The 20,725-nt window shown below is 40.5% G+C and carries 20 protein-coding genes; 10 read left to right on the plus strand and 10 right to left on the minus strand.

From position 1 onward, the window contains the following. Positions 1 to 211: 211 nt before the first annotated feature. The 5 genes from Q8W26_RS09745 to Q8W26_RS09765 form a co-directional block, all read right to left on the minus strand. Entirely contained in the window at positions 212 to 1,498 is a 1,287-nt protein-coding gene (locus Q8W26_RS09745) for a glycosyltransferase family 4 protein (protein WP_101213694.1), read from the minus strand. A 3-nt stretch (positions 1,499 to 1,501) separates the two neighbouring features. After that, positions 1,502 to 3,013, minus strand: a complete 1,512-nt coding sequence (locus Q8W26_RS09750; RefSeq protein ID WP_101213695.1) for an oligosaccharide flippase family protein — start codon at positions 3,011 to 3,013, stop codon at positions 1,502 to 1,504. Then, positions 3,013 to 4,230 (minus strand): hypothetical protein, encoded by a 1,218-nt coding sequence (locus Q8W26_RS09755; RefSeq protein ID WP_101213696.1) that lies wholly within the window; start codon positions 4,228 to 4,230, stop codon positions 3,013 to 3,015. Before Q8W26_RS09755 ends, Q8W26_RS09750 begins: the two co-directional genes overlap by 1 nt. A gap of 23 nt (positions 4,231 to 4,253) precedes the next feature. Next, positions 4,254 to 5,465, minus strand: coding sequence for a polysaccharide pyruvyl transferase family protein (locus Q8W26_RS09760; protein ID WP_101213697.1), 1,212 nt, complete (start codon positions 5,463 to 5,465; stop codon positions 4,254 to 4,256). Positions 5,466 to 5,578: 113 nt separating this feature from the next. Beyond that, entirely contained in the window at positions 5,579 to 6,742 is a 1,164-nt protein-coding gene (locus Q8W26_RS09765; protein ID WP_101213698.1) for a cystathionine beta-lyase, read from the minus strand. A 198-nt stretch (positions 6,743 to 6,940) separates the two neighbouring features. Between Q8W26_RS09765 and Q8W26_RS09770 the strand changes: the two genes are divergently transcribed. The 4 genes from Q8W26_RS09770 to Q8W26_RS09785 all read left to right on the plus strand — a co-directional run bounded on the left by Q8W26_RS09770 (position 6,941) and on the right by Q8W26_RS09785 (position 10,971). Beyond that, entirely contained in the window at positions 6,941 to 7,708 is a 768-nt protein-coding gene (locus Q8W26_RS09770) for a tRNA isopentenyl-2-thiomethyl-A-37 hydroxylase MiaE (RefSeq protein ID WP_305473227.1), read from the plus strand. 74 nt (positions 7,709 to 7,782) lie between these two features. After that, on the plus strand, positions 7,783 to 9,441 hold the full coding sequence (locus Q8W26_RS09775; RefSeq protein ID WP_101213700.1) for a methyl-accepting chemotaxis protein: 1,659 nt from the start codon (positions 7,783 to 7,785) through the stop codon (positions 9,439 to 9,441). Positions 9,442 to 9,554: 113 nt separating this feature from the next. Further along, positions 9,555 to 10,430 (plus strand): HDOD domain-containing protein, encoded by an 876-nt coding sequence (locus Q8W26_RS09780; RefSeq protein ID WP_101213701.1) that lies wholly within the window; start codon positions 9,555 to 9,557, stop codon positions 10,428 to 10,430. A 43-nt stretch (positions 10,431 to 10,473) separates the two neighbouring features. Then, the gene (locus tag Q8W26_RS09785) at positions 10,474 to 10,971 is read left to right on the plus strand and encodes a hypothetical protein (RefSeq protein ID WP_101213702.1); all 498 of its coding nucleotides are present in this window, start codon (positions 10,474 to 10,476) and stop codon (positions 10,969 to 10,971) included. A gap of 40 nt (positions 10,972 to 11,011) precedes the next feature. On the opposite strand, the gene hpf is transcribed toward Q8W26_RS09785, so the two are convergent. Further along, positions 11,012 to 11,407 (minus strand): ribosome hibernation-promoting factor, HPF/YfiA family, encoded by a 396-nt coding sequence (gene hpf, locus Q8W26_RS09790; RefSeq protein ID WP_101213703.1) that lies wholly within the window; start codon positions 11,405 to 11,407, stop codon positions 11,012 to 11,014. Positions 11,408 to 11,617: 210 nt separating this feature from the next. On the opposite strand from hpf, the gene Q8W26_RS09795 reads away from it, so the two are divergent. From Q8W26_RS09795 to Q8W26_RS09820, 6 genes are all read left to right on the plus strand, one after another. After that, positions 11,618 to 12,256, plus strand: a complete 639-nt coding sequence (locus tag Q8W26_RS09795) for a paraquat-inducible protein A (protein ID WP_305473231.1) — start codon at positions 11,618 to 11,620, stop codon at positions 12,254 to 12,256. Continuing rightward, the gene (locus Q8W26_RS09800) at positions 12,246 to 12,890 is read left to right on the plus strand and encodes a paraquat-inducible protein A (protein WP_101213705.1); all 645 of its coding nucleotides are present in this window, start codon (positions 12,246 to 12,248) and stop codon (positions 12,888 to 12,890) included. Before Q8W26_RS09795 ends, Q8W26_RS09800 begins: the two co-directional genes overlap by 11 nt. Further along, positions 12,887 to 14,551: an intermembrane transport protein PqiB gene (gene pqiB / locus Q8W26_RS09805; protein ID WP_101213706.1), complete on the plus strand. Its 1,665-nt coding sequence runs from the start codon at positions 12,887 to 12,889 to the stop codon at positions 14,549 to 14,551. Before Q8W26_RS09800 ends, pqiB begins: the two co-directional genes overlap by 4 nt. After that, a complete protein-coding gene (locus Q8W26_RS09810) occupies positions 14,544 to 15,125 on the plus strand; it encodes a membrane integrity-associated transporter subunit PqiC (protein ID WP_101213707.1) in 582 nt (193 codons plus the stop codon). Before pqiB ends, Q8W26_RS09810 begins: the two co-directional genes overlap by 8 nt. A gap of 70 nt (positions 15,126 to 15,195) precedes the next feature. Beyond that, complete coding sequence (locus Q8W26_RS09815) at positions 15,196 to 15,570, plus strand: glutaredoxin domain-containing protein (RefSeq protein ID WP_101213708.1); 375 nt, start codon at positions 15,196 to 15,198, stop codon at positions 15,568 to 15,570. Continuing rightward, positions 15,570 to 16,415, plus strand: coding sequence for a S1 RNA-binding domain-containing protein (locus Q8W26_RS09820; RefSeq protein WP_101213709.1), 846 nt, complete (start codon positions 15,570 to 15,572; stop codon positions 16,413 to 16,415). Before Q8W26_RS09815 ends, Q8W26_RS09820 begins: the two co-directional genes overlap by 1 nt. Before the next feature lie 69 nt (positions 16,416 to 16,484). Here the strand turns inward: Q8W26_RS09820 and Q8W26_RS09825 are convergent, their stop codons facing one another. The 4 genes from Q8W26_RS09825 to Q8W26_RS09840 all read right to left on the minus strand — a co-directional run bounded on the left by Q8W26_RS09825 (position 16,485) and on the right by Q8W26_RS09840 (position 20,664). Beyond that, positions 16,485 to 16,682 carry a hypothetical protein gene (locus tag Q8W26_RS09825; RefSeq protein ID WP_101213710.1) on the minus strand — a complete coding sequence of 66 codons (198 nt, stop codon included), beginning with the start codon at positions 16,680 to 16,682 and terminating at the stop codon, positions 16,485 to 16,487. Positions 16,683 to 16,708: 26 nt separating this feature from the next. After that, a complete protein-coding gene (locus Q8W26_RS09830) occupies positions 16,709 to 17,578 on the minus strand; it encodes an SPFH domain-containing protein (protein ID WP_101213711.1) in 870 nt (289 codons plus the stop codon). A gap of 219 nt (positions 17,579 to 17,797) precedes the next feature. Beyond that, positions 17,798 to 18,994: an EAL domain-containing protein gene (locus Q8W26_RS09835; protein WP_305473234.1), complete on the minus strand. Its 1,197-nt coding sequence runs from the start codon at positions 18,992 to 18,994 to the stop codon at positions 17,798 to 17,800. A gap of 176 nt (positions 18,995 to 19,170) precedes the next feature. Continuing rightward, positions 19,171 to 20,664, minus strand: a complete 1,494-nt coding sequence (locus tag Q8W26_RS09840) for a CoA-acylating methylmalonate-semialdehyde dehydrogenase (RefSeq protein ID WP_305473268.1) — start codon at positions 20,662 to 20,664, stop codon at positions 19,171 to 19,173. Positions 20,665 to 20,725 lie beyond the last annotated feature (61 nt).

The following is a 20,725-nucleotide window of genomic DNA, read 5'->3' on the forward strand; positions in this document are numbered from 1 at the left end:
GTTGGTGGAGGTCCTGAATAAAAGCGCTTCAGGACGACGATTATTTGTCTTCCCGGCAGGCTTTTAGCCGGGATCTCGGTTTGTTGTTGGTTTTGGTGGAAGCTAGAAGCGAGCTCCTGAATAACCTACTTTCAGCATGACGATGGTGGAGGTTCTGAATAAAAGCGCTTCAGGACGACGTTCACTTAGACTTCCCTGTAGGCTGTGTACATTAAGGCGCGAGAAGTTTTGATAATTTCTTTTGTACACTCCGGTCGCTATAGTCACGGCTGACAAGCGCTAATCCTTGTTGCCCGATGTGGCTATTTAGTTTGTGGTCTTTCATTAAAGAGATACAGCCCGCAGCAAACTGCTGTGGTGTATCTGCAATGACAATATCATGATTATGATTTACATCGATGCCTTCTGCGCCAATGGTGGTTGATACCACTGGACAGGCAAAGCTCATGGCTTCGAGGATTTTTATTCGCGTGCCGCCACCGAACTGAATTGGGCAAATGGCTAAGCTTGCTTGGTGGTAATAGTCACTGACACTATCAACACCTCCTTTGACTGATACATTGGCTAACTTATCAAGCTGTTGGACTTCAGGTGGGGGGGAGTAACCGACAATATCAACAGTAAAACTGCCATCGTATTGTTGTTCAATAAATGGCAGTACGTGTTGGCAAAAGTAAATAATTGCTAATTGATTTGGCTGAAAGCTCATGGTGCCAACAAATAAGATGTGTTGCATTGTTTCAGTTGTGGCGTTTGTGTTTTGTGTTGGTTTTTTATTTTTATCGGTAATGGCTACTGCATTTGGGATATAGTCGACTTGAGCGTAAGGCTGTCGTTGTTTTAGTTTTTGCTGATCAAGTTCTGAGCATACTAGTACTAAGTCTGCTTGCTTGAGTAGGGTGTTTTCGAATTCGCGCTGTTGTCTAATCGCTAATTTAGCTATTAAATTGGCTTCAATGCCTAGTTGCTTGCGATTAAGCTTTTGTTGGCGTGCCATGACGATGGACTCAATGTCATCGAAGTCGACCGTATGAAATGGCTGGCTGTTGTTTGTTCGATATTGTTGCCACAATAAACCGGATTGGAACTTAAAACTAAAAACCTGCTGCGGTGCTTGTTCGTTAATGAGCGCGATAAAGGCAAGATGAGAGTGCCCCGTGAGCTGGATAAAGGGCTTGTTGGCATGAAAAAGTTGCTGCCATAGTCTCCCTATGAGTTGCGCTCCCGGTAACGACGACGTGCTAGATAATGACGCTTGGCATTTGAGTATGTGAGTTGTTGCCAATGACGTGGGGATGTTAGCTACTTTGTCTTTTTCTAAACGTTGCCCCCAGTCTAAAATAATTAAATGAATATTAGATGATAATGTTTGTAAGCTTTGTAGGTGCTGCCAAGCGCGCTGCTCAGAGCCACGGCCAGAGGCTAATGGTATATGGGGGGTAATAAAAAAGACGGTTTGTTGAACTGGCTTATTTTTCTTTTTTGTTGTCTTTTCCATTGGCTATCCCTGCTGATTGGCGCTTTTTTTTAATGTGAATGAGAGCTTTTCGATTGCTTTCTCTAATAGTATTAAAATGAAACGTTCGACGGAATTGGGCTTGTTACACAGCTGCCAACAACCGAAATGGCAGATACAGTAAGCACTGGCACCAATAAGTACTTTGAGTAATAACAATAGTATGCTGCTTGGTTGGTTAAATAGCTCGATACCAGTGAGTGGTAGGGCGGTTAATACGACGACCATAACAAATGTAGAGATAATAGAGCGCCAGGCTAGGGTAAAGTGAGAAAACATACTCATAGCAAAGATTTTTGCTGACAGATGGAGGTTGATTGCGACCATCAAGAATGAAATCAATAATCTGCCGCAAAGGAGGCCGAGTAAGCCTCCATAAATGACTCCAGCAATTAATGCGACGGGTTGAATGACTGCAGCAATAAGTTGTCTTAAAAATAACGCCTTGGTTTTTGCGATAGATAATAATGCGCCTTCCAAACCGATGGTAAATATATGGGCAATGGATGATAGGGATACGATAGACAGTACAATACTAGCTAACGCCCACTCAGCCCCTAACACGACGTCAGTAAAATCACGACTCAGAATTGATAACCCGACACCAAGCGGCAAGCCTAAAGCAATTAAGACTTCTCGATTTTGAATATAAAGTGCTTTATGTCGTGCGGCATCGTCTTTAATTTTGGAAAGGGCGGGAAACAGGGTTTTATTTAGTGGCCAGATAATTTGCGTTACGATCATGCTGCCAATATCTTGACCGATATGATAAGCCCCCGTTGTGGCGGTGCCAAGCCAGCGGTTAATAATAAAGATATCAATACGTGAGGTTAGCTGGCTTAGTAAGTTAGAGCACATTAGCCAGATAGAAAAACTAAATAACTCTTGCCAGCGATGAGTGGAAATAAAGGGTCTAAATGGGTGGAGCTTATAACTTAAGATCAGCCCCACTATGGAACTTGTTAACATACCTATAATCAGTGCCCAATAAGATTGTAGATAAAAGGCCGCAGCGACAGTGGCCATGAAACTACAAAATTTCATGCTAATGGTAAAGGTAAATAAACGGTTGTACTCAAAGTCTTTGATAAAGTACATGATCCCGATATTATTAAATCCTTCGATGAGCGGGATCAGAGCTAAGACATAGATTATAGTCTGAACATCGGGGGAATCGAAAAAGAGTTCCGAGTGGTAAGCAAGTATGGCAAGCAGGCAAGCGATAATAACTCCCCTGATTGCATTGAGAGTCCACGCGGTACTTAATAGGGTTTTGTCGGGCTCTTTCTTTTGGATAAGAGCGTTATCGAAATGTAAATCTAACCCTTGGCTTAACACGCCATAGGCAGCTGCTGCTACGGCTACAATACCAAAATCATTCGGTGTTAGTAGTCGAGCAAGGATCGCAATATTAATAATGCCTAACGATCGCTCAATCGCTTTTATTAGCAGCATCCAAATACTGCCTTTTACCATCTTTTTTTTCAGCGTATCCACTAGGTAGGTTGCCTGTCAGCAATGCGCCAGTAAGCTTTTTTAAAGGCAATGATAAAGCGCTTGATCCGATAAGTGAGTTTAGGTGTGCCATTAATTGTTCGAACTACGTCACTATAATTATGATGGCCCCTTTGCTCTAACAGATCGGCTAAGCGTTCATTATAATATTCTACAGATAGGATATCTTTCATATTAACCAAGCGTAACTTATCAATGTCGATAGTGCTGTCAGGGAAACAGGTTGCGTGCTCTAGTTTTCCATAGGCGAGTAAGGCGAGCTTAGTTCTAACGCATTTTTCACAATAGCCACAATTGATATGTTCATTATCAATATGGTCTGTGTTGTAGCAGACCCTGATGGATGCCAAGGCTGTTTCATTTTGTGCAACTAAACCGACTTTTTGAGTTCGGTCTAGATGGTGACACTCGGTAAGAAAATCTTGATAAGAGCTACGGTAAAAACAATTAAGGCTAGGGTGTCCCCCCCATGAAGTGAGATATTCAGCGGCTAGATCTGAGGCTATTGCGCTGCTATTAATGCGATTGCCAAGCGCGTGTGCTAAACCTGATAGCAATGCAGCAAAATGCATTGTCTCGTAAAACTTACCATCAGGTTCTATGTCTCGAATGTTGGTATAGATGGGAATTAAGGTTAAATCGAGCTCTTGTGCTAGTTTGTCTTGCTCTGCGAGCGCGCGTTCAAATAGTCCTGAAGGGATCTCTCGATTGGGATCGCCAATGTCTAAACCAAATGCCAATAATGCATATTTATAGCGCATAGGGTGATCGGTACTAAAGGTTTGTGCATTGGTTAGTAGAGCCGAGATTGAGTCGATACCGCCTGAAAAGAAGCACGCAGGGGCTCGGTCATTATGTGTTAAGTCAGTGGGGAAGTAGCTAACGGCGGTGATAGTTGGCAGTCTATGGTCTTTAGTAAACCACCAGTGCTTTTGTAAACGCATCGCTGCTTCAAGGTTACTTTTCAAGTAAGGGCATAGGTTACCTTCAATATGAATACGATGTTCTGAATGTAATAATGCCGCAGGAAATGCCCCAAGTAGAAATGGCTCAAAACTGCACTGAAGCATATTCTCTCGCGATCGTGGTAGCGAGATATTCAACGTTAATGGGGGTTTATCATTGTTTTCAAAACACACCTCAGCGAGTAAGGTTGCATAGTCAGCGTTCTTTTCAATTCTACAGTCAGAAATGATCATTTATGTGCTCCTTCACGAGTGTGTTATTTAAATGGCTTTATATTTTCTGCTGATAACGCAACCACATGAGATTGGTTTTCTATGACACTCTCTTTGTGGTTGATAATTTGTTTTAGGGTCTGGGTTATATGTTGAGATAAAGCTCCGTGTTTGAGCAGCTTTGCAGGGTCAAATAGTAAGTTTTCAAGATTAAAATAATTAAATAACCCTTCAAACTTGCCTTGATAAGTAATTCCAATAGCTGGAACACCCTGTGCCAATGCGGCGATAGTTAAATGCATTCGACCTGAAATAACCAAATCAGTTTGGCTAGTGAGCGCTTTTAAGTCCCAAGCATGAAATGGTGGCGGTAATAATGTAGTTCGCTGGATGATCTCTTCGGGTAAATGATTAATGAGCTGCTTTAGAAAATCATAATCGCTTTGTTGCGGTCGCAAATCGTGGGGTAAAAAAACACAAGCGATTTCACTATTTTGTTTCATTAATTGCATCAACTCATCAGCATAAAGCTTGGCGATATCTTCAGGAACGTCTTGGGTGATGAGCTTATTAATGTTAAAAGCTATAACTTGTTTTCCACTGGATTTTTGTTTAGTTATCCAGTCTTGGCACGTAGCAGCGTTGGGCGTTTTTATTTGAGGTTGCATATTAAAGGCTAAATCTGCAACGAGCTGAGCGGGATGGTGAGTAAATAGTTTGAATCGTTCTAAAGATTTTTTATCTCGACATTTACAGCACACATCATTCGACAGCCGCTTTAGACTATTAATGGCTACGGGTGATGGGGACTGTGAAAAGCTAAAGCCTAAAATAGTGCATGGGACACTGGTTTCTGCGGCGATATTACAAAACTGAGTAATTTGAGCGACCAAATCGGTGGAGTACTTCCCATCCATGACGTCAGCGCCTAATACATAAAAATGCTCACATTGACGAAGCTTCCAGATAAACGCTAACGTAGACTGAGTATCCGCAGATGAAATCGTGATGGTGTTTAGTGGGGTGTCTGGTGTATCAAGGGGGTCCCAATGGGGCAGTATGGCTTGATACACATGTTGATCTCTTCCTTGTTTCTTTAATAAAGAAAGTAGTCCTGCTAATAACGCCTCATCTCCTAAGCTGCCAGCACTAGCTGGTGGCAGAATGAAAACTTTATTAGCTGTGGGGAAAAAATAACGGTAAGTTTTGATTAAATAAATGAAAAAGGTGATGCAAATTAATTTAATGCTTTCCATGTCACTGCTCTAACTCGAAAGGATATGTTAAGCATAGACGAAAAAGAATAGTTCGCAGGTTGGATTCAAGATAAGAGAGCAATTTGAGCATTGCTCTCTTAATAGTCTTGGGTTTATCGTAGGCGTTTTAGGCCTTGATCTAAGTCAGCAATAAGATCATCGACGTCTTCTAGACCTATATGAACACGAATAACCGCTCCCTGCTTAGGCCATGGCTTAGCTGTACGAAGGTAATCTAATCCATTAACTTTTAGGATTAAACTTTCGTAACCCCCCCAGCTAAAGCCCATCTTGAAATGAGTCATGCTATCTAAAAACTCGGTAATCGATTGGTTATCGCCTTCATTTAATACAAAAGAAAATAAACCATTTGAGCCGTTAAAGTCACGTTTGAAAAATTCATGTCCCGGGCACTCTTCAAATGCTGGGTGCAACACACGTTCAACACTTGGGTGCTCTTTCAGCCAGTGAGCGACTTTTAACGCATTTTGTTCGTGCTGTTTCATCCGTACGCCTAAGGTACGCAAACCGCGCAATGCTAGGTAGCAATCGTCAGCTGAAACACATTGACCTAGCAAATAGCTAGATTCACGAAGTGTCGGCCAATGAGCCTCATTAGCCGTAGCGGTACCAATCATCACATCAGAGTGACCGACGATGTATTTAGTTGCGGCTTGAATTGAAATGTCGACGCCATAATCAAAAGGTTTAAAGTTGATACCGCTACCCCAAGTGTTATCTAACATGACGGTAATGTCATGTTGATGAGCAATAGTCGATAACGTTGGTACATCCTGAACCTCCATGGTGTTAGACCCAGGTGACTCTAAAAACAGTACTTTTGTATTTGGCTTAATTAGCTCATTGATTCCCGCACCAATCATTGGATCGTAATAGGTCGTTTCAATGCCTAGTTTAGTCAGCATTTTATTACAGAAGTCACGCGTAGGCTCATAGGCCGTATCGACCATTAATAAGTGATCGCCTGCTTCTAAGAATGATAACAAAGCACTGGTTATTGCAGCCGTTCCACATGGGTATAGAGCACAGCCAACACCACCTTCGATCTCACACATTGCTTCACTTAGTGCAAAACTCGTCGAAGTACCACGGCGACCGTAAAATAATGTTTTATTTGCCCGGTTAGCGGTGGCGTGTTTCATTTCTTTGACTGTGTCAAAAACGATGGTAGAGGCACGTTGAACAGGAGGGTTCACAGAGCCCTGAGTCCATTCTTTTTTACGCCCTGCACTGACTATTTTGGTATCTTGCTTCATTACATTTTCCTATGAGACGTCTAGACTGCTATTAAACGCCATTATGTTAATTTTTGCACGAACTTCCTGTAATTATTTTTTGTTTTGAGATTAAGGCTTGTAATTCAGTTTAACTAGGACTAAGTTCGAGAAAGGTGCTCTTTTATTGAATAAAGTTATGTTAAAATCACCTGTTTTTTATTAACTCTTGGTAGTCACGTGACAACAGAAACTTTATTAGAACCGATTTTAAACTTTTTACAGTGTGAAACTCCTGATGAATGGATAACTGAAGCTAAAAAAGCTGAAAACCTACCTGTTTTACTGGTGGACCATTTAATGTGTGAGTTAAAAGCTGGTCAAACGGCAATGCTTTTAATTAGAAAGTACGCGGTTGATAAAGAAAGTGGTCAAGCGTTAATGAAGTGGTTTGAACCTTACGAAAAGTATGTTTATAAAAAACAAGGGACAATGGCGCAATTGACAAGTAATAGTCACTTGGCTAAAGAGATAAAACCAAGAGATGATTCACCATACGGACAAGAGTTAGTTGATAAAATGGTGTTGTTAATCAAAGAGGAGTTACACCACTTCTATCAAGTGTTAGAGATCATGGAAAACCGGGATATCCCTTACCAGAACATTCGAGCAGGACGCTATGCTAAAGGATTAATGAAGCATGTTAGAACATATGAACCATGTACATTAGTCGATAAGTTAATTATTGGAGCCTATATTGAAGCCCGATCTTGTGAGCGATTTGCGAAGTTGGCGCCTCATCTGGAACCAGATTTAAATAAGTTTTATATATCATTGTTGCGATCAGAAGCTAGGCATTACCAAGATTATTTAAAGTTAGCCCAGATGATTAGCGATGAAGATATTACCGAGCGTATTAAGCACTTCGGTTTAGTGGAGGCTGAGTTAATTAGCAGTAATGATGATGACTTTAAATTTCACAGTGGAAAACCGATACTAATATCATAATCTTAAATTTGGTTTACACACTATAATTAAGACTATGTATATCAAAGCACGTACTAATAAAGAGGCGGCTGTTTATGAATAGTTTTTTCGGGGATATATCAGTAAAGAGTAAATTAAACCTACTGTCAGGTGTTTTACTGGTTTTAATTGTAGTTATTTCTTTGTTTTCACTGATGCAACTAAAGTCAGTGAAATCCCACTTTATGCAATATAGCAAGTCAGCTGTACCGACCGAAGTTGGTACTTTAAAAATCAGCCGTGATACAAATTATGTCTCAAGGTTAACCCGCAGTATCATGCTGGGTGATGATTTTGATGCCAACATGACTAAGCTGACTCAGCGCAAGAATGCGATTGAAGGGCACTTCACTGCATTATCTAAAGATGCTCAGAGTATTAATGATGCTCAAGGCCGTTCGAGACTACTTAGCCTTACTGAAAAGTCGAAAACTTCAACATTAAAGTTCATTAATGAAAGTATTGTATTAATGCAATGGATAGGTGCTGATGCTGACGCCTCTAAGTTACAGCAAGCTTGGCAAAAGTATAAAAGTGAATTTTCACCATTAGCGGCTGCAGCGCGTAAAGATTTTTCTGCATTAAATGAACTTATCAACAGTGAAAAGAAGAGAATTTATAAAAGTTCGGCTGACACAGTTGAGTCATCTATTTCTGTTAGTATTAGCATATTAGTTGTTTCTGTGATCATTGGTGTTGTACTGAGTCAGTTGTTTTCAAAAAGTATTATTACACCGCTAACTGTTTTAAGAACGAGTATAGAGCGCATTGCTGCCAATTCTGATTTAACGGTGCGTACTGATATTTCAAATAAAGATGAGTTGGGTACAGTAAGCCAAGCATTTGACTCGCTAGTCGCACAGTTTCATCAAACATTAGAGCAAGTGGTTATTGCTGCGAATAACTTGAGTGAATCCTCAAGTGCATTGGCTGAGTCGAGTGCTAATACCAGTGATTATGTTAATAGCCAGCGCGCTGAAACAGAAATGGTGGCAACTGCGATGAATCAAATGGCGGTGACCGCAACTGATGTGGCTAAGAATGCGGCAGATACCGCTCAAGGTGCATTAAGTGCAAATGAACAAGCACAGCAAGGTCAGCAAGTAGTTCAAGCAACTGTGCAAAGTATTAATGAATTAGCAAAACAGATTGATGATGCGAGTGACTCAATCGATAAAGTATCATCAGACACCCAAGAAATTGGTCGCGTGTTAGATGTTATTGGTGGTATCGCTGAACAAACTAACTTATTGGCATTAAATGCCGCTATCGAGGCAGCTCGTGCTGGTGAACAAGGGCGAGGTTTTGCGGTCGTTGCTGATGAAGTTCGTTCGTTAGCGTCGAGAACGGAAAGCTCGATTCAAGAAATTCAACAAATGATCGAACGTTTACAAACTGGGGCAAATGAAGCGGTTAATGTTATGAACCTCAGCAAGAAGCAAGCGGAGCGAAGTGTATCCAATGCGAGTGAAGCGGGAGGAGCGTTGGATGGAATAACGTCTTCTGTCGCATCAATTAATGATATGGCTGCTCAAATTGCATGCGCTGCTGAAGAGCAAACCAGTGTAAATGAGGAGATTAATCGTAATATCACTAATATATCGACAATATCAGACTCAACGGCCGTTGAAGCTGATAATACGCATCAAGCGAGCCATAATCTAGCGTCGCTAGCAGTAGAGTTAGATCAACAAGTCTCTAAATTTAGAGTTTAAAAGCTCGTAATTTGACGTAAAGTCAGTTATAAATGCCGCCTAAATAGAGTAGTGGGTCTACTCTATTTTTATTTCTTCTGTGAACAACAATAAATTGAGTTTAAACGTGCCTAATGGATTCTAGTCATTTAGTAAATGAGATAAAGTCGCTCCCTTCATTGCCTCAAGCTTATCATAAATGTTCTCACCTTCTGGAGCAGGAGAGTACTGATTCAGCAGCCTTGGCTGAAGTGGTGAGTGCCGATCCGGCTATGACTCTGAGTGTATTAAAGCTAGTGAATAGCGCTTACTTTAATTTACCGCGTCGAATCGAACGTTTAGAGCATGCTATTTCCATTATCGGACGCGATAAATTTAAAGAACTGGTTTTAACGGCTGCACTTGTTGAGGCGGTGAGTAAGTTAGCTGGTGGGGAGGTCAAAATGGAAGTGTTTTGGCGTCACAGTATTTATACTGGCCTTATTGCTAAACGATTAGCGTTGCATTGTTACCTACCGAACAGTGAACGGTTATTCATATCGGGTTTGTTACATGATATAGGGCAATTGTTGTACTTTACAATTCAACCTACCAAGGCGCTAAAAGTTTCTGCTCTAGTGTTAAAGTATGGAATTGAAACCAATTTAGCTGAAAGTAAGGTGCTTGGTTATAACCATCAACAATTGGGGGCTAAGTTATGCCAAAGCTGGGAGCTTCCTGACTGGTTAACTCATACTGTTAGTCATCACCATCAACCTCAACAAAAGCAGCGCCATCAGCTAGAGTCGCAAATTATTTATTTAGCGAATATTATTGCAAGCTCTGTTTACCCGAGTTTGGTGACTTTAGGGCATGAAAAAAAAATTAAGCCAGCCTGTGTGATTGAGGATCCTGTCTGGCAGGCTTTAAATATCAAGCCTGAAGTTGCTAAGACGCTTGAACTTGAAGCAGAAGGGCAATTGAATGATATCTTAAAGTCTCTCATTCCCGACTTGCGTACCGTTGCCTGATTACTGTTATAATAGCCGCGTTATCAATTATAGGATGATTTCTTTGAATCAATTTTATCAAAAGTTACTTAAATGCTCGTTGGTCGCTATGACACTTTTTGTTTCTAGCGCATTTGCAAAAACAGAATTTTGTCCTTTACCTCAACCTCTGCCGTCTGAAAAAGAACAAGATGAGTTATTTGTTGAAGCGATGTTTGAGGCTGATTATATTTTTAAAGGTCGTTTGTTTACTTTCTATCATGAGCAGTGTGATGGAGAGATTTGTGCGTTTGATGGTTTGGTATTTAAAGTACTAGAAGAAGTTTATGGCCACTTGAATCTGTATGTTGAAACTGGTTGGAGTGAAGATTGTGAGCGCGTTTGGCTTCACCCACAGCAGTGGCGTCAAGATAAAGACGTGATGTTTTTTGAAATAGATAAAGAGTATTTACTGTTAGCGAATGATACACCGAAAGGAATTATGATTATTGGTTCCCGTGGCGGCGCAAAAGTGAAAGAATTGAAGATGCGCTATGAACTAGAGCGCATCGGTCGCAAATAATAAGGAAGGCTGGGCGGTTGATTCCCCAGCCTTTTTTATACTAGCCAACAACGCCTCGGTCAGCTAGTTCATTATATTCGTCTTGCAAGGCACGTTCTTCAGGACTTTCAGGAAGGGTTTGATTGCCTGAGTGCGCTTTATCTAAGCTTTTGCTTTTGTGCTTACGCATTTGGTTTTCTAATTTACTTAATAGCCCGTCAACCGCATGTTTTATATGGCGGTCTGCTGATGAGGTAGCGACAATGTCATTACCTGGAATATGAATTTGTGCTTCAGCAATAATTTTATGAGTGTCGTGCTTTTCTGTTGTAAAATTTACATTAACGCTTGTGATTTGATCACTGAATCGTTCTAGAGTGCGAATTGAGTCTTCAACGTAGGCTTGAATATCATCAGAAACTGTAACATGTTGACCACTAATATTTACTTTATACATAGAATTGTATTCCTTGTGTGATGAAAAAAATAAAGGTTTAAACTCCTGTTCCTTGATGTGACCATGACTATATATTTGCCAGTTTATTGCGGTGCTGTCAATAACTTTTTTATTTATATTCTGTAACGACTTTGAAATAAATATTCGTTTTATTTTTATATCATAGTATCAGCGTGTTGATGTATTATGGTGGCCATATTATGTGTGGTAATGACCTGGGGGCAAGGAAAAGCTGTGTTAATCATGAAGCAAATTGCTTGCGAGCATTGCGACCTGTTATTACAAGCGCCCAAGCTTAAGCAAGGAGAGTGTGCGATATGCCCTCGTTGCCATCATAAACTATCTCGGCTACGCCCAAGTGCCATTAATTGGCTATTCTCCTATATCATCACGGGTTTAATCCTGTTGGTGCTCTCGAACCTATTTAGTCTGATGACATTTAATTTGGCTGGCAACATCAGTGAAGTGACGTTATGGCAAAGTGCCAGCAAACTCTATTTTGAACAATATAAAGTGTTGTCATTGCTTGTTTATGTTTTTACTGTTGTTTTTCCAGGTGTGATTCTGTTGATGATATTATTATTTATCACGACGATTAAACTAGGAAAACAGCAATGGTATTTAGCGAGCTTACTGCGATTGATCTTTGCGTTAATTCCATGGGCAATGGCGGAAGTATTTTTAGTGGGAGCACTGGTTAGTTTAGTGAAGTTAGTGACTATCGCAAAAATTGAACTAGGTTATTCGTTTTGGGCTTATTGTTTATTTTGTATTTGCTATGTCAAAGTATTAAGTTTGGTCGATAAATATCAGTTTTGGTATTGGGTTGAGCGGTGTCATGATGACTAAATATAGCGAAGGCTCAGCAGCAAGCCAAGGGTTAGCAAACTGTCCAAGTTGTAATCTATTGTCCGATGCTTGCTTGGAACATTGTCCGCGGTGTCAGGCGCCATTGTCCTTACGCAAGCCATACAGCTTACAAGTTACTCTCTCCTTATTGATAACGGCATTGTTACTTTATATTCCTGCTAACTTTTTACCGATAATGGTGACTGAGAAGCTAGGCCAGATTGAGTATAATACCATTCTTGGTGGTATTATTGTGTTATGGAAAGAAGGGTCTCAGCCTATTGCTATTGTAGTATTTATTGCTAGTGTCCTTGTACCTATAATCAAGTTTATTATTCTATTTTCATTATGTTTTTCTATTTATTTTCCTCAGATGTTATCTGAGAATAGGCGAGTTAAATTGTATCGTTTGACTGAGTTTATTGGACGATGGTCAATGGTCGATATATTTGTAGTGGCTATTTTGGTGGCGCTAATTCAACTTGACCATTTATTGAATGTTCAGCCGGGCTTAGGTGCGGTTGCTTTTGCGGCCGTGGTTATTGTAACAATATTTGCTGCAAATGCATTTGACCCAAGAATCCTGTGGGATAATTTTAATCAACAAAAAGCGAAAAGACAGAACAAACCATGACATCAACAGAGTTAGATTCAGATTTACCTCAAGCGGAGATTAAAAGCCATTATCGTATTTCAAAGGTGTGGTTAATCCCTTTTGTTGCTTTTTCGATTGGTATTTGGATGGTCGTAGATAATTACTATAACCGTGGACCTGAAATTGTTATTACATTTGATAATGCCGAGGGTTTAGAGGCGGGAAAAACTCGAGTTAAAACATTGAATGTTGATATTGGGTTTGTTGATAAGGTTTTATTAAATAAAGATCGCCGTGGTGTATTAGTCCATGTCAGATTAGCACAGCAAGCCAAAAGCTTATTACATCAAAACTCTCAGTTTTGGGTCGTTAAACCCCGAATCGGCAAAGGGGGGATCTCTGGATTAAGCACCCTTACTTCGGGCTCTTATATTGAGTTTGTTCCAGGTGATAGTAGTGAAATGGGCGAAGAGTTTGTCGGGCTTGATCAAGCGCCTGTGACTGCGCAAGGTATCCCTGGAACGCGTATCAATTTAGTGAGCCAACAAGGTGACTCATTAAGTATTGGGGAGCCTGTGCTATACCGAGGATTTGAGGTAGGGCGAATTGAGCAATCTCAGTTTAATATTGCCGAGCGTTTGGTGCACTATCAGGTGTTTATTAAAGCGCCATATAATGAATTGTTAACTGAAAATACCTATTTTTGGAATGCTAGCGGTATCAACCTTAATGCCACTGCTGATGGTGTGAAGGTAAATGTCGGCTCTATTGAGACGATTATCAGTGGCGGTGTAGCGTTCGATGTGCCAACCGATTTACCTTTGGGTAATGCAATCGATCAAGCTAAAGATCATATCCTTTACCCGGATCAAAATAGTGTTTATGAGCGTAGACAGTATCAGGCTAAAGAATACGTTATTTTGTTTGAGGATTCGGTGCGTGGTTTAGAGGTGGGCGCACCACTTGAATATCGTGGTATTCGCGTGGGCACTGTCGCTGAAATCGTATCCTATTTAACTCCAGGTAATAGCTTTGGTAGTAATGAACGAAGAATACCTGTGGTAGTCAAGTTTGAACCGGCCCGTATTGGTATGCCAAATAGCAGTGATTCCGTTGATAAAATTAGTCAGTATGTAGAAATGTGGGCTAAACAAGGGCTAAAGGCGAGCCTTAAATCGGGAAGTTTATTAACGGGAAATTTATTCGTTGACCTTGATTATTACGAAGTCGATAAAAATTCTGATCTTGCTGATGAGTTTAATCAGTATCAAGTTATTCCTAGTATCTCGGGTTCACTGGCTCAAATTGAACAGAAAGTCTTTGGCATTTTAGAAAAGTTTGAAGCTATGCCGATTAATGTCACCATTGACAGTATTAACCAGATGCTCAGTAAAGCGACTGTGACGATGCAGGATTTGAATCAAGTGGTAGCCCAAGTGGAACTACTGCTTGCAAATCAGCAAACGCAGCAGATTCCACAACATATTAATCAAACCTTAGATGAGCTCAGCGACACCCTGAAAAGCTATAATGAACAAGCCCCCGTATATAGTGAAGTTGAAAAGAGCCTTCAGCAGTTCCAACAATTAATGCGCGAGATGCAGCCATTGATTAAAGAATTGAATAATAAACCCAATTCGTTAATTTTCGAAAATAGAGCACAAAGTGACCGTGAGCCTAAGGGGCAAAAGAATGATTAAACCATTGATTATATTAAGCCTAGGTATCTTGCTTTTAGGTTGCCAAACCCCACGAATGACGGTCAGTTATTATCAACTTGCACCGATGCTTAAGGAAGGGCAGCAGGTTGCACTTGATAAACCGCAATTATTGGTTGAGCCAGTACGCTTGGTCGATTACTTACAGCGACCAAACTTGTTGCTGAAACTGGAAAGCAATGAGTTGTTTGTAACGAAATATCAGGTCTGGGCTGAGCCATTAGCCGATGGTATTTCACGAACGATTGTTAATACCATCAATACCAACCAACAAAGCATTAGAGCTGATAGCAGTGTGTTTACCCGCTGTCGTAAAAAAGATCAGTGTGTATCTCTGGAACTGTTGGTCGAAAGTTTTTATCCGACTGAGCAAGCGACTGTTGAGTTTTCTGGTAAGTATCGTTTGATTAGAAACCGTCAGGTGATTCATCAGGAAGACTTTATGCTCAGTCGTACACTTGAGTTAGATGGCTATGTGCATTCCGTTGACCTATTAAGGGGCTTAGTGACCGAGCTGAGTACGAAAATTAGTCAACAAGTGTCACACCTCGAATAATGCCATGGTGAGTTAGTGTTGGTTTTGTGCTAGTATCGCGCCAAATTAGTAAAGTGGAAATATAAAGATTATGGCTATTGTCCGTTGGATCCTGGGTAGGATTATTTTATTGCTTGATTTCATCTTCTCCCCACGTGGTGTGAAGCGAGCGAATGAAGCTCAAGCTGTGGTAGATACACAAGCGCAAAAACTAGCATTATATCAATTTGCAGCCTGTCCTTTTTGTGTCAAAGTTCGTCGTCAAATGAAACGTTTATCGGTAAACGTTGAGCTTCGTGATGCTAAAAATGATCAAACTATTGCCGAAGAGTTATTAGCTTCGGGTGGCAAGAAAAAAGTACCTTGCTTACGAATTGAACATGATTCAGGTGAAGTTGAGTGGATGTATGAATCGTCAGACATTAATGCGTACCTGACAAAACGCTTTAGCCCGGAGTCTGTGTAATGCCGAGACTTAGAGGAGTAGTTCAGCTAGGTAAAGTCAATCAACTAGAAGTGGTTAAACAAGTTGATTTTGGTTATTACTTAGATGGCCAAGAGCTTGGTGAGATTTTATTACCGCACAGCTCTAGTGAGACGATTTTACAAGAAGGCGATATTGTGGATGCTTTCTTGTATAAAGATTCTGAAGATCGCTTGATTGCAACAACACGCACGCCATTAGCCCAAGTGGGTGAGGTGACAACATTAAAAGTCAGTGCTGTGACATCGATAGGTGCCTTCTTAGATTGGGGTCTTGAAAAAGAGCTGCTAGTTCCTTTTGCCGAGCAAGGCGAGCGCATGGTTGAAGGTCAGCAATACCTTGTCGTTGTTTATGTTGATGTGAGTAATCGCATCGTTGCATCATCGAAACTTGATAAACGTTTAGACCGTGAACCAGCGTTTTATAAGCCGCACCAAGCAGTAGATATCGTGATTTGTGACCATACAGATATTGGTTATAAAGCCGCGATCAATGGGGCTCATTGGGGCGTTTTATACCGTAACGAAGTATTTAAAGAGTTACGTGTTGGTTATAAAACCAAAGCATATATAAACCGTGTTCGTGATGATGGCAAAATTGATTTACTATTAGAAAAACCAGGTTATTCAAATAATGATGAACTGGCTAATAAAATTATTAAATTCTTGAAACAAAATCAAGGTTTTAGCCACATTAACGATAAGAGTTCGCCAGAAATTATTACCCGTATATTTGGTGTGAGTAAGAAGAAATTTAAGCAATCGTTAGGTAACTTGTTAAAACAAGGGCAAATTTCGATTGAGTCTGATGGTATTCGTTTAAAATAATCCCAGCAGCGTTCATTGCTTATTAGAAAAATAAAAGCGCTTACTTCTAGTGGAGTAAGCGCTTTTTTATTATTGCTGATCTTTGGTGTCAACAACTTCGGTGATGACTTTATCCACCAATTTGACTCGACCGCTTTTTACCAACGCTTGGCGAAGCACATACTCTATTTGTGCATTAGCACTTCGTAATTCATCGTCAGCCCAGCGTTGCATCGCAGCAAGAATATCTTCGTTGATCCTCAGCGGATATGCTTTACGTTTAGCCATTATTGCCTTCTTAGTCTATCATCTGCTTAATTATACAGTGATCCAGTATTTACAACAGGTTGTGTATTCTTATCTGAACATAATACGACTAATAGGTTACTGACCATGGCGGCTTTACGTTCTTCATCTAGCTCAACTAACTCTTTTTCACTTAAGCGATTTAGGGCTAGTTCAACCATGCCAACAGCGCCTTCTACAATACGTTCTCGTGCGGAAATTATTGCAGCTGCTTGCTGTCTTTGTAACATTGCACTCGCAATTTCAGGTGCATATGCTAAGTGGCTGATACGCGCTTCTATCACGTTAACACCGGCTTTTTCTAAGCGAGATTGAACTTCTCGTTGAAGTGCGTCCGCAACAACATTTGCGTGAGAGCGTAAAGAAATCTGATCATCGCCATCGTGTTGATCATAAGGGTAACTGGTGGCTAAGTTACGAAGAGCTGCTTCAGATTGGATGCTAACGAAGCTTTCATAATCATCGACTTCAAACAATGCTTCTGCACTATCAACCACTTCCCAAACGACTACCGATGCGATTTCAATTGGGTTACCTAAGTGATCATTCACTTTTAACTTATCACTTTCAAAGTTACGTACTCGAAGCGAAATTTTGCTCTTAATGTATAACGGGTTAGACCAACGCAAACCCGTTGTTTTATCTGTACCGCTATATTTACCAAACAATGTTTGAATACGTGCTTGTTTTGGCTGCACCATATAAAAACCGACACCAATAAAGATGCTAATTGGGATTAGTGCGATAGCAAATAATTTACTATCGCCATCAACGTTAATCATTATTGCTAAAAAGCTAATGAGATTAAGCAGTAGTAAAGCCACAATTGGGTAACCACTAATGCTCCAGCCTTTCTTTTCTGTTGTGTGTGTTGTCATAGAAACCTCATTGAGTTATTTACATAAAGTGATATCAAAGTGATATCACTTTATGTGTGCAATGAACTTTTTGCAAGTTTTATTCAACTTATTTTGCATTAAAGAAAAATGGCCTTTAGGAAATATTGTCTAGTTAAAGATAATAAGGTGGGTAGAGTTAGCCCGGCGATGAGCTAGTTAAAACTGGGAATAATTATCTAAGCTGATAGGGTAGAGCAATTAAGTTGCTAAAGACCATTGGCGATGCCAAGGCAGCACTTCTTTTGCTAGCATTGGTCTAGCTATAAAGTAGCCTTGACCATAATCACAACCAATTTCAGAAGCAAGTTGTAGTGCGCTGGAAGTTTCTAACCCCTCAGCAATTGTTCGTATTTTTAATTTTTCTGCCATCGATAGGCTAGTATTGAGTAACGATAATTGGCCAACTTGATCTTTATTATCAATAAAGCAACTTTTATCTAGCTTCAAGTAAGATAATGGTAATTTTTGCAGTCTATCAATGGTTGCGTGTAGCTCGCCAAAATCATCAAGGGCGATTTCAACGCCCCTAATGCTTAGGCGGTTAAGGTTCATTAGCTCTTGAGTTTGATCATCTGCTAACACGGTTTCGGTAACTTCTAAACACAACATATTAGCAGGCATATCATATTGTTCGATTAAATTGAGAATGAGGTCGGCAAACTCAGGCTGATCCAGTAGATTAGGTGATATATTCACAGCTAGCTTAATGTCTAGGCCGTACTGATGCCATTTTTTCCAATCAGAGAGAGACTTTTTTAATACACACATCGTGATATGTGAGATTAGTTCACTCTCTTCCGCAAGACCGATAAAGCGATCGGGCGAGATAATCCCAAGACTTGGGTGATTTAATCGGCACAGCGCTTCAAGGCCAATAAAAGTTTTTGAGGAAAGCTCAACTTGTGGTTGATAAAAAACTTCGATGTCATCATTTTTAAGTGCCCTAACAATTTCATAAGTTTTAAGACTTGAACCGGCAGGACGTTTTTTCCGTGATTGACCAATTTTCTTTATTATCTTTTTAAAGTCAGTCTCATGCATCGGCTTAACTAGTGTGCCAATATGATTAAGGTTGTATTTTTTAGTTAGAGCTTCTACTGACGAAATAATACGAGTAGAAATACCACTCATAATAACGATATAGCCGTTGTAGTTTAATTGGCTAATTTTTTCCAACAGCTGGATACCGTCAGTATTTGGCATATTGAGATCGAGAAAGATTAGATTGATTTGTTTAGTTTGACGTAGAATGTGCAGCGCTTCAGACGCACAGCTAGCTTCTTGTGTTTGAGAAATACCGTAGACTTCTTCGAGTACGGTGGATACGTATTTTAAGATCGCGTGACTATCATCTACGATTAATACATTTATCCAACTGACATCCTGTTTTGTCATTAGATCTTCCGTGGCCATCAATATATTTAATGTTGAGAGTAAGTAATGTATTAAGTGTAGTCTATAAAAAATATTGTTTAGTTTGTTATTCCATATTCTTTTTGTTTTACATCAAGGTTTACTTGGGAAGGGAAACGGTAGCTAAGCCCTGATTTAGCCCTAGCTACCGCCTAAAGTTATTTCATTGTGATGGTCGTATTGACCTCGCCAGCCACTTCATCTGGAGCAAACCAACGGCTCGATACCGTTTTAGTTTGAGTCCAGAATGCGATGGCTTGTTTACCGTTTGGACCTAAATCACCAAGCTTAGAGCCGCGTGAGCCAGTGAAACTAAAGTAAGCAACAGGTACAGGAATTGGAATATTAATACCTAATTGGCCTGCATCGGCTTCATTTTGAAAGCGCTGTGCGTAAAAACCTGAGTTGGTAAAAATTGATGCACCGTTACCATTTGGATTGTTATTAATAATTTCAACAGCTTGCTCGAAAGTATCTGCTTCTAAGATTAATAAAGCTGGACCAAAGATTTCCTGGCGATAAATATCCATGTCAGTGGTTACACCACTAAACATGGTTGGACCAACAAAGTTGCCTTGCTCATAACCGTCAACCACGCATTCTCGGCCATCAACCATTAAATTGGCCCCTTGCTTAACACCAGAGTCGATTAATTTTATAATTCGAGCTTTAGCCGCAGGAGTAATGACCGGGCCAAGGTCTGCACTTCGGTCAGTACCTGGTCCTACTTTCATTTCATGACTACGTGCTGCAATTTCATCAAGCCATTGTCTAGTCTTACCGACTAAAATAACTACGGAGTTGGCCATGCATCGTTGACCGGCCGCACCGTAGGCAGCACCAAGAATGTTATTGATAGCCTGCTCTTTGTCACAATCTGGCATGACGATACAGTGATTCTTTGCACCCATCATACATTGCGCTCGCTTATTGTGCTCACTGGCACGTTGATAAACTTGTGTCCCTACATGGGTTGAACCGATGAAAGAAACCGCTTTAATTAAAGGGTGTTCACATAAACGATTGGCGACATCTGGACCACCATGAACAACATTAAGTACTCCCGGGGGTACACCTGCTTCAAGAGCGAGTTCTGCAAGAAATAGTGAAGAGGTAGGATCTTGCTCTGATGGTTTTAAGACAAAGGTATTGCCTGTTGCGAGCGCCAGTGGAAACATAAAACATGGTAGCATCACCGGGAAGTTGAATGCGGTGATCCCTGCGCCGACACCGAGTGGCTTTTGCAGTGTATAAACATCAACATTACCTGCGACGTTATTTGCCATTTCGCCAAGTTGTAATGAGGTGATAGAGCAAGCATGCTCAACAACTTCTAGACCACGACCTACTTCACCTTCAGCGTCTGGTAACGTTTTACCATGCTCTAGAGTGATTAGTTCAGCAAGTGTTGCGGTATTTTCACGAATTAAGTGCTGTAGTTTTAGCATAATGCGCATACGCTGGCCCAAAGGAACTTTTTTCCATGTCTGAAAAGCTTGATGTGCATTCTCAATCGCATGGTCGACTTCATCGAGCGTTGCCATAGGGACTTGTGCAACAACTTCTTGTGTTGCTGGGTTTAATACATCAATCCAGTTTGAGCTGGTTGATTCCACTTTCTCACCATTGATAATCATTGGAACGCGGCGAATGGTCATAAAGAATCCTTTGCATGTTTATTGAGTGTTACTTGAGAATAATAGGAAGTGAATT

The organism is Psychrobium sp. 1_MG-2023 (assembly GCF_030689115.1).
Classification (GTDB): Bacteria; Pseudomonadota; Gammaproteobacteria; order Enterobacterales; family Psychrobiaceae; genus Psychrobium.

Bases quoted from the DNA above. Each gene is read 5' to 3' on its own strand.
- Q8W26_RS09810 (WP_101213707.1), top strand. From the start codon at position 14,544: ATGATTAAACCATTGATTATATTAAGCCTAGGTATCTTGCTTTTAGGT.
- Q8W26_RS09800 (WP_101213705.1), top strand. From the start codon at position 12,246: ATGATGACTAAATATAGCGAAGGCTCAGCAGCAAGCCAAGGGTTAGCA.
- Q8W26_RS09755 (WP_101213696.1), bottom strand. From the start codon at position 4,230: ATGATCATTTCTGACTGTAGAATTGAAAAGAACGCTGACTATGCAACC.
- hpf (WP_101213703.1), bottom strand. From the start codon at position 11,407: ATGTATAAAGTAAATATTAGTGGTCAACATGTTACAGTTTCTGATGAT.
- pqiB (WP_101213706.1), top strand. From the start codon at position 12,887: ATGACATCAACAGAGTTAGATTCAGATTTACCTCAAGCGGAGATTAAA.
- Q8W26_RS09780 (WP_101213701.1), top strand. From the start codon at position 9,555: ATGGATTCTAGTCATTTAGTAAATGAGATAAAGTCGCTCCCTTCATTG.
- Q8W26_RS09825 (WP_101213710.1), bottom strand. From the start codon at position 16,682: ATGGCTAAACGTAAAGCATATCCGCTGAGGATCAACGAAGATATTCTT.
- Q8W26_RS09795 (WP_305473231.1), top strand. From the start codon at position 11,618: ATGACCTGGGGGCAAGGAAAAGCTGTGTTAATCATGAAGCAAATTGCT.
- Q8W26_RS09830 (WP_101213711.1), bottom strand. From the start codon at position 17,578: ATGACAACACACACAACAGAAAAGAAAGGCTGGAGCATTAGTGGTTAC.
- Q8W26_RS09775 (WP_101213700.1), top strand. From the start codon at position 7,783: ATGAATAGTTTTTTCGGGGATATATCAGTAAAGAGTAAATTAAACCTA.
- Q8W26_RS09765 (WP_101213698.1), bottom strand. From the start codon at position 6,742: ATGAAGCAAGATACCAAAATAGTCAGTGCAGGGCGTAAAAAAGAATGG.
- Q8W26_RS09760 (WP_101213697.1), bottom strand. From the start codon at position 5,465: ATGGAAAGCATTAAATTAATTTGCATCACCTTTTTCATTTATTTAATC.
- Q8W26_RS09745 (WP_101213694.1), bottom strand. From the start codon at position 1,498: ATGGAAAAGACAACAAAAAAGAAAAATAAGCCAGTTCAACAAACCGTC.
- Q8W26_RS09815 (WP_101213708.1), top strand. From the start codon at position 15,196: ATGGCTATTGTCCGTTGGATCCTGGGTAGGATTATTTTATTGCTTGAT.
- Q8W26_RS09835 (WP_305473234.1), bottom strand. From the start codon at position 18,994: ATGACAAAACAGGATGTCAGTTGGATAAATGTATTAATCGTAGATGAT.
- Q8W26_RS09820 (WP_101213709.1), top strand. From the start codon at position 15,570: ATGCCGAGACTTAGAGGAGTAGTTCAGCTAGGTAAAGTCAATCAACTA.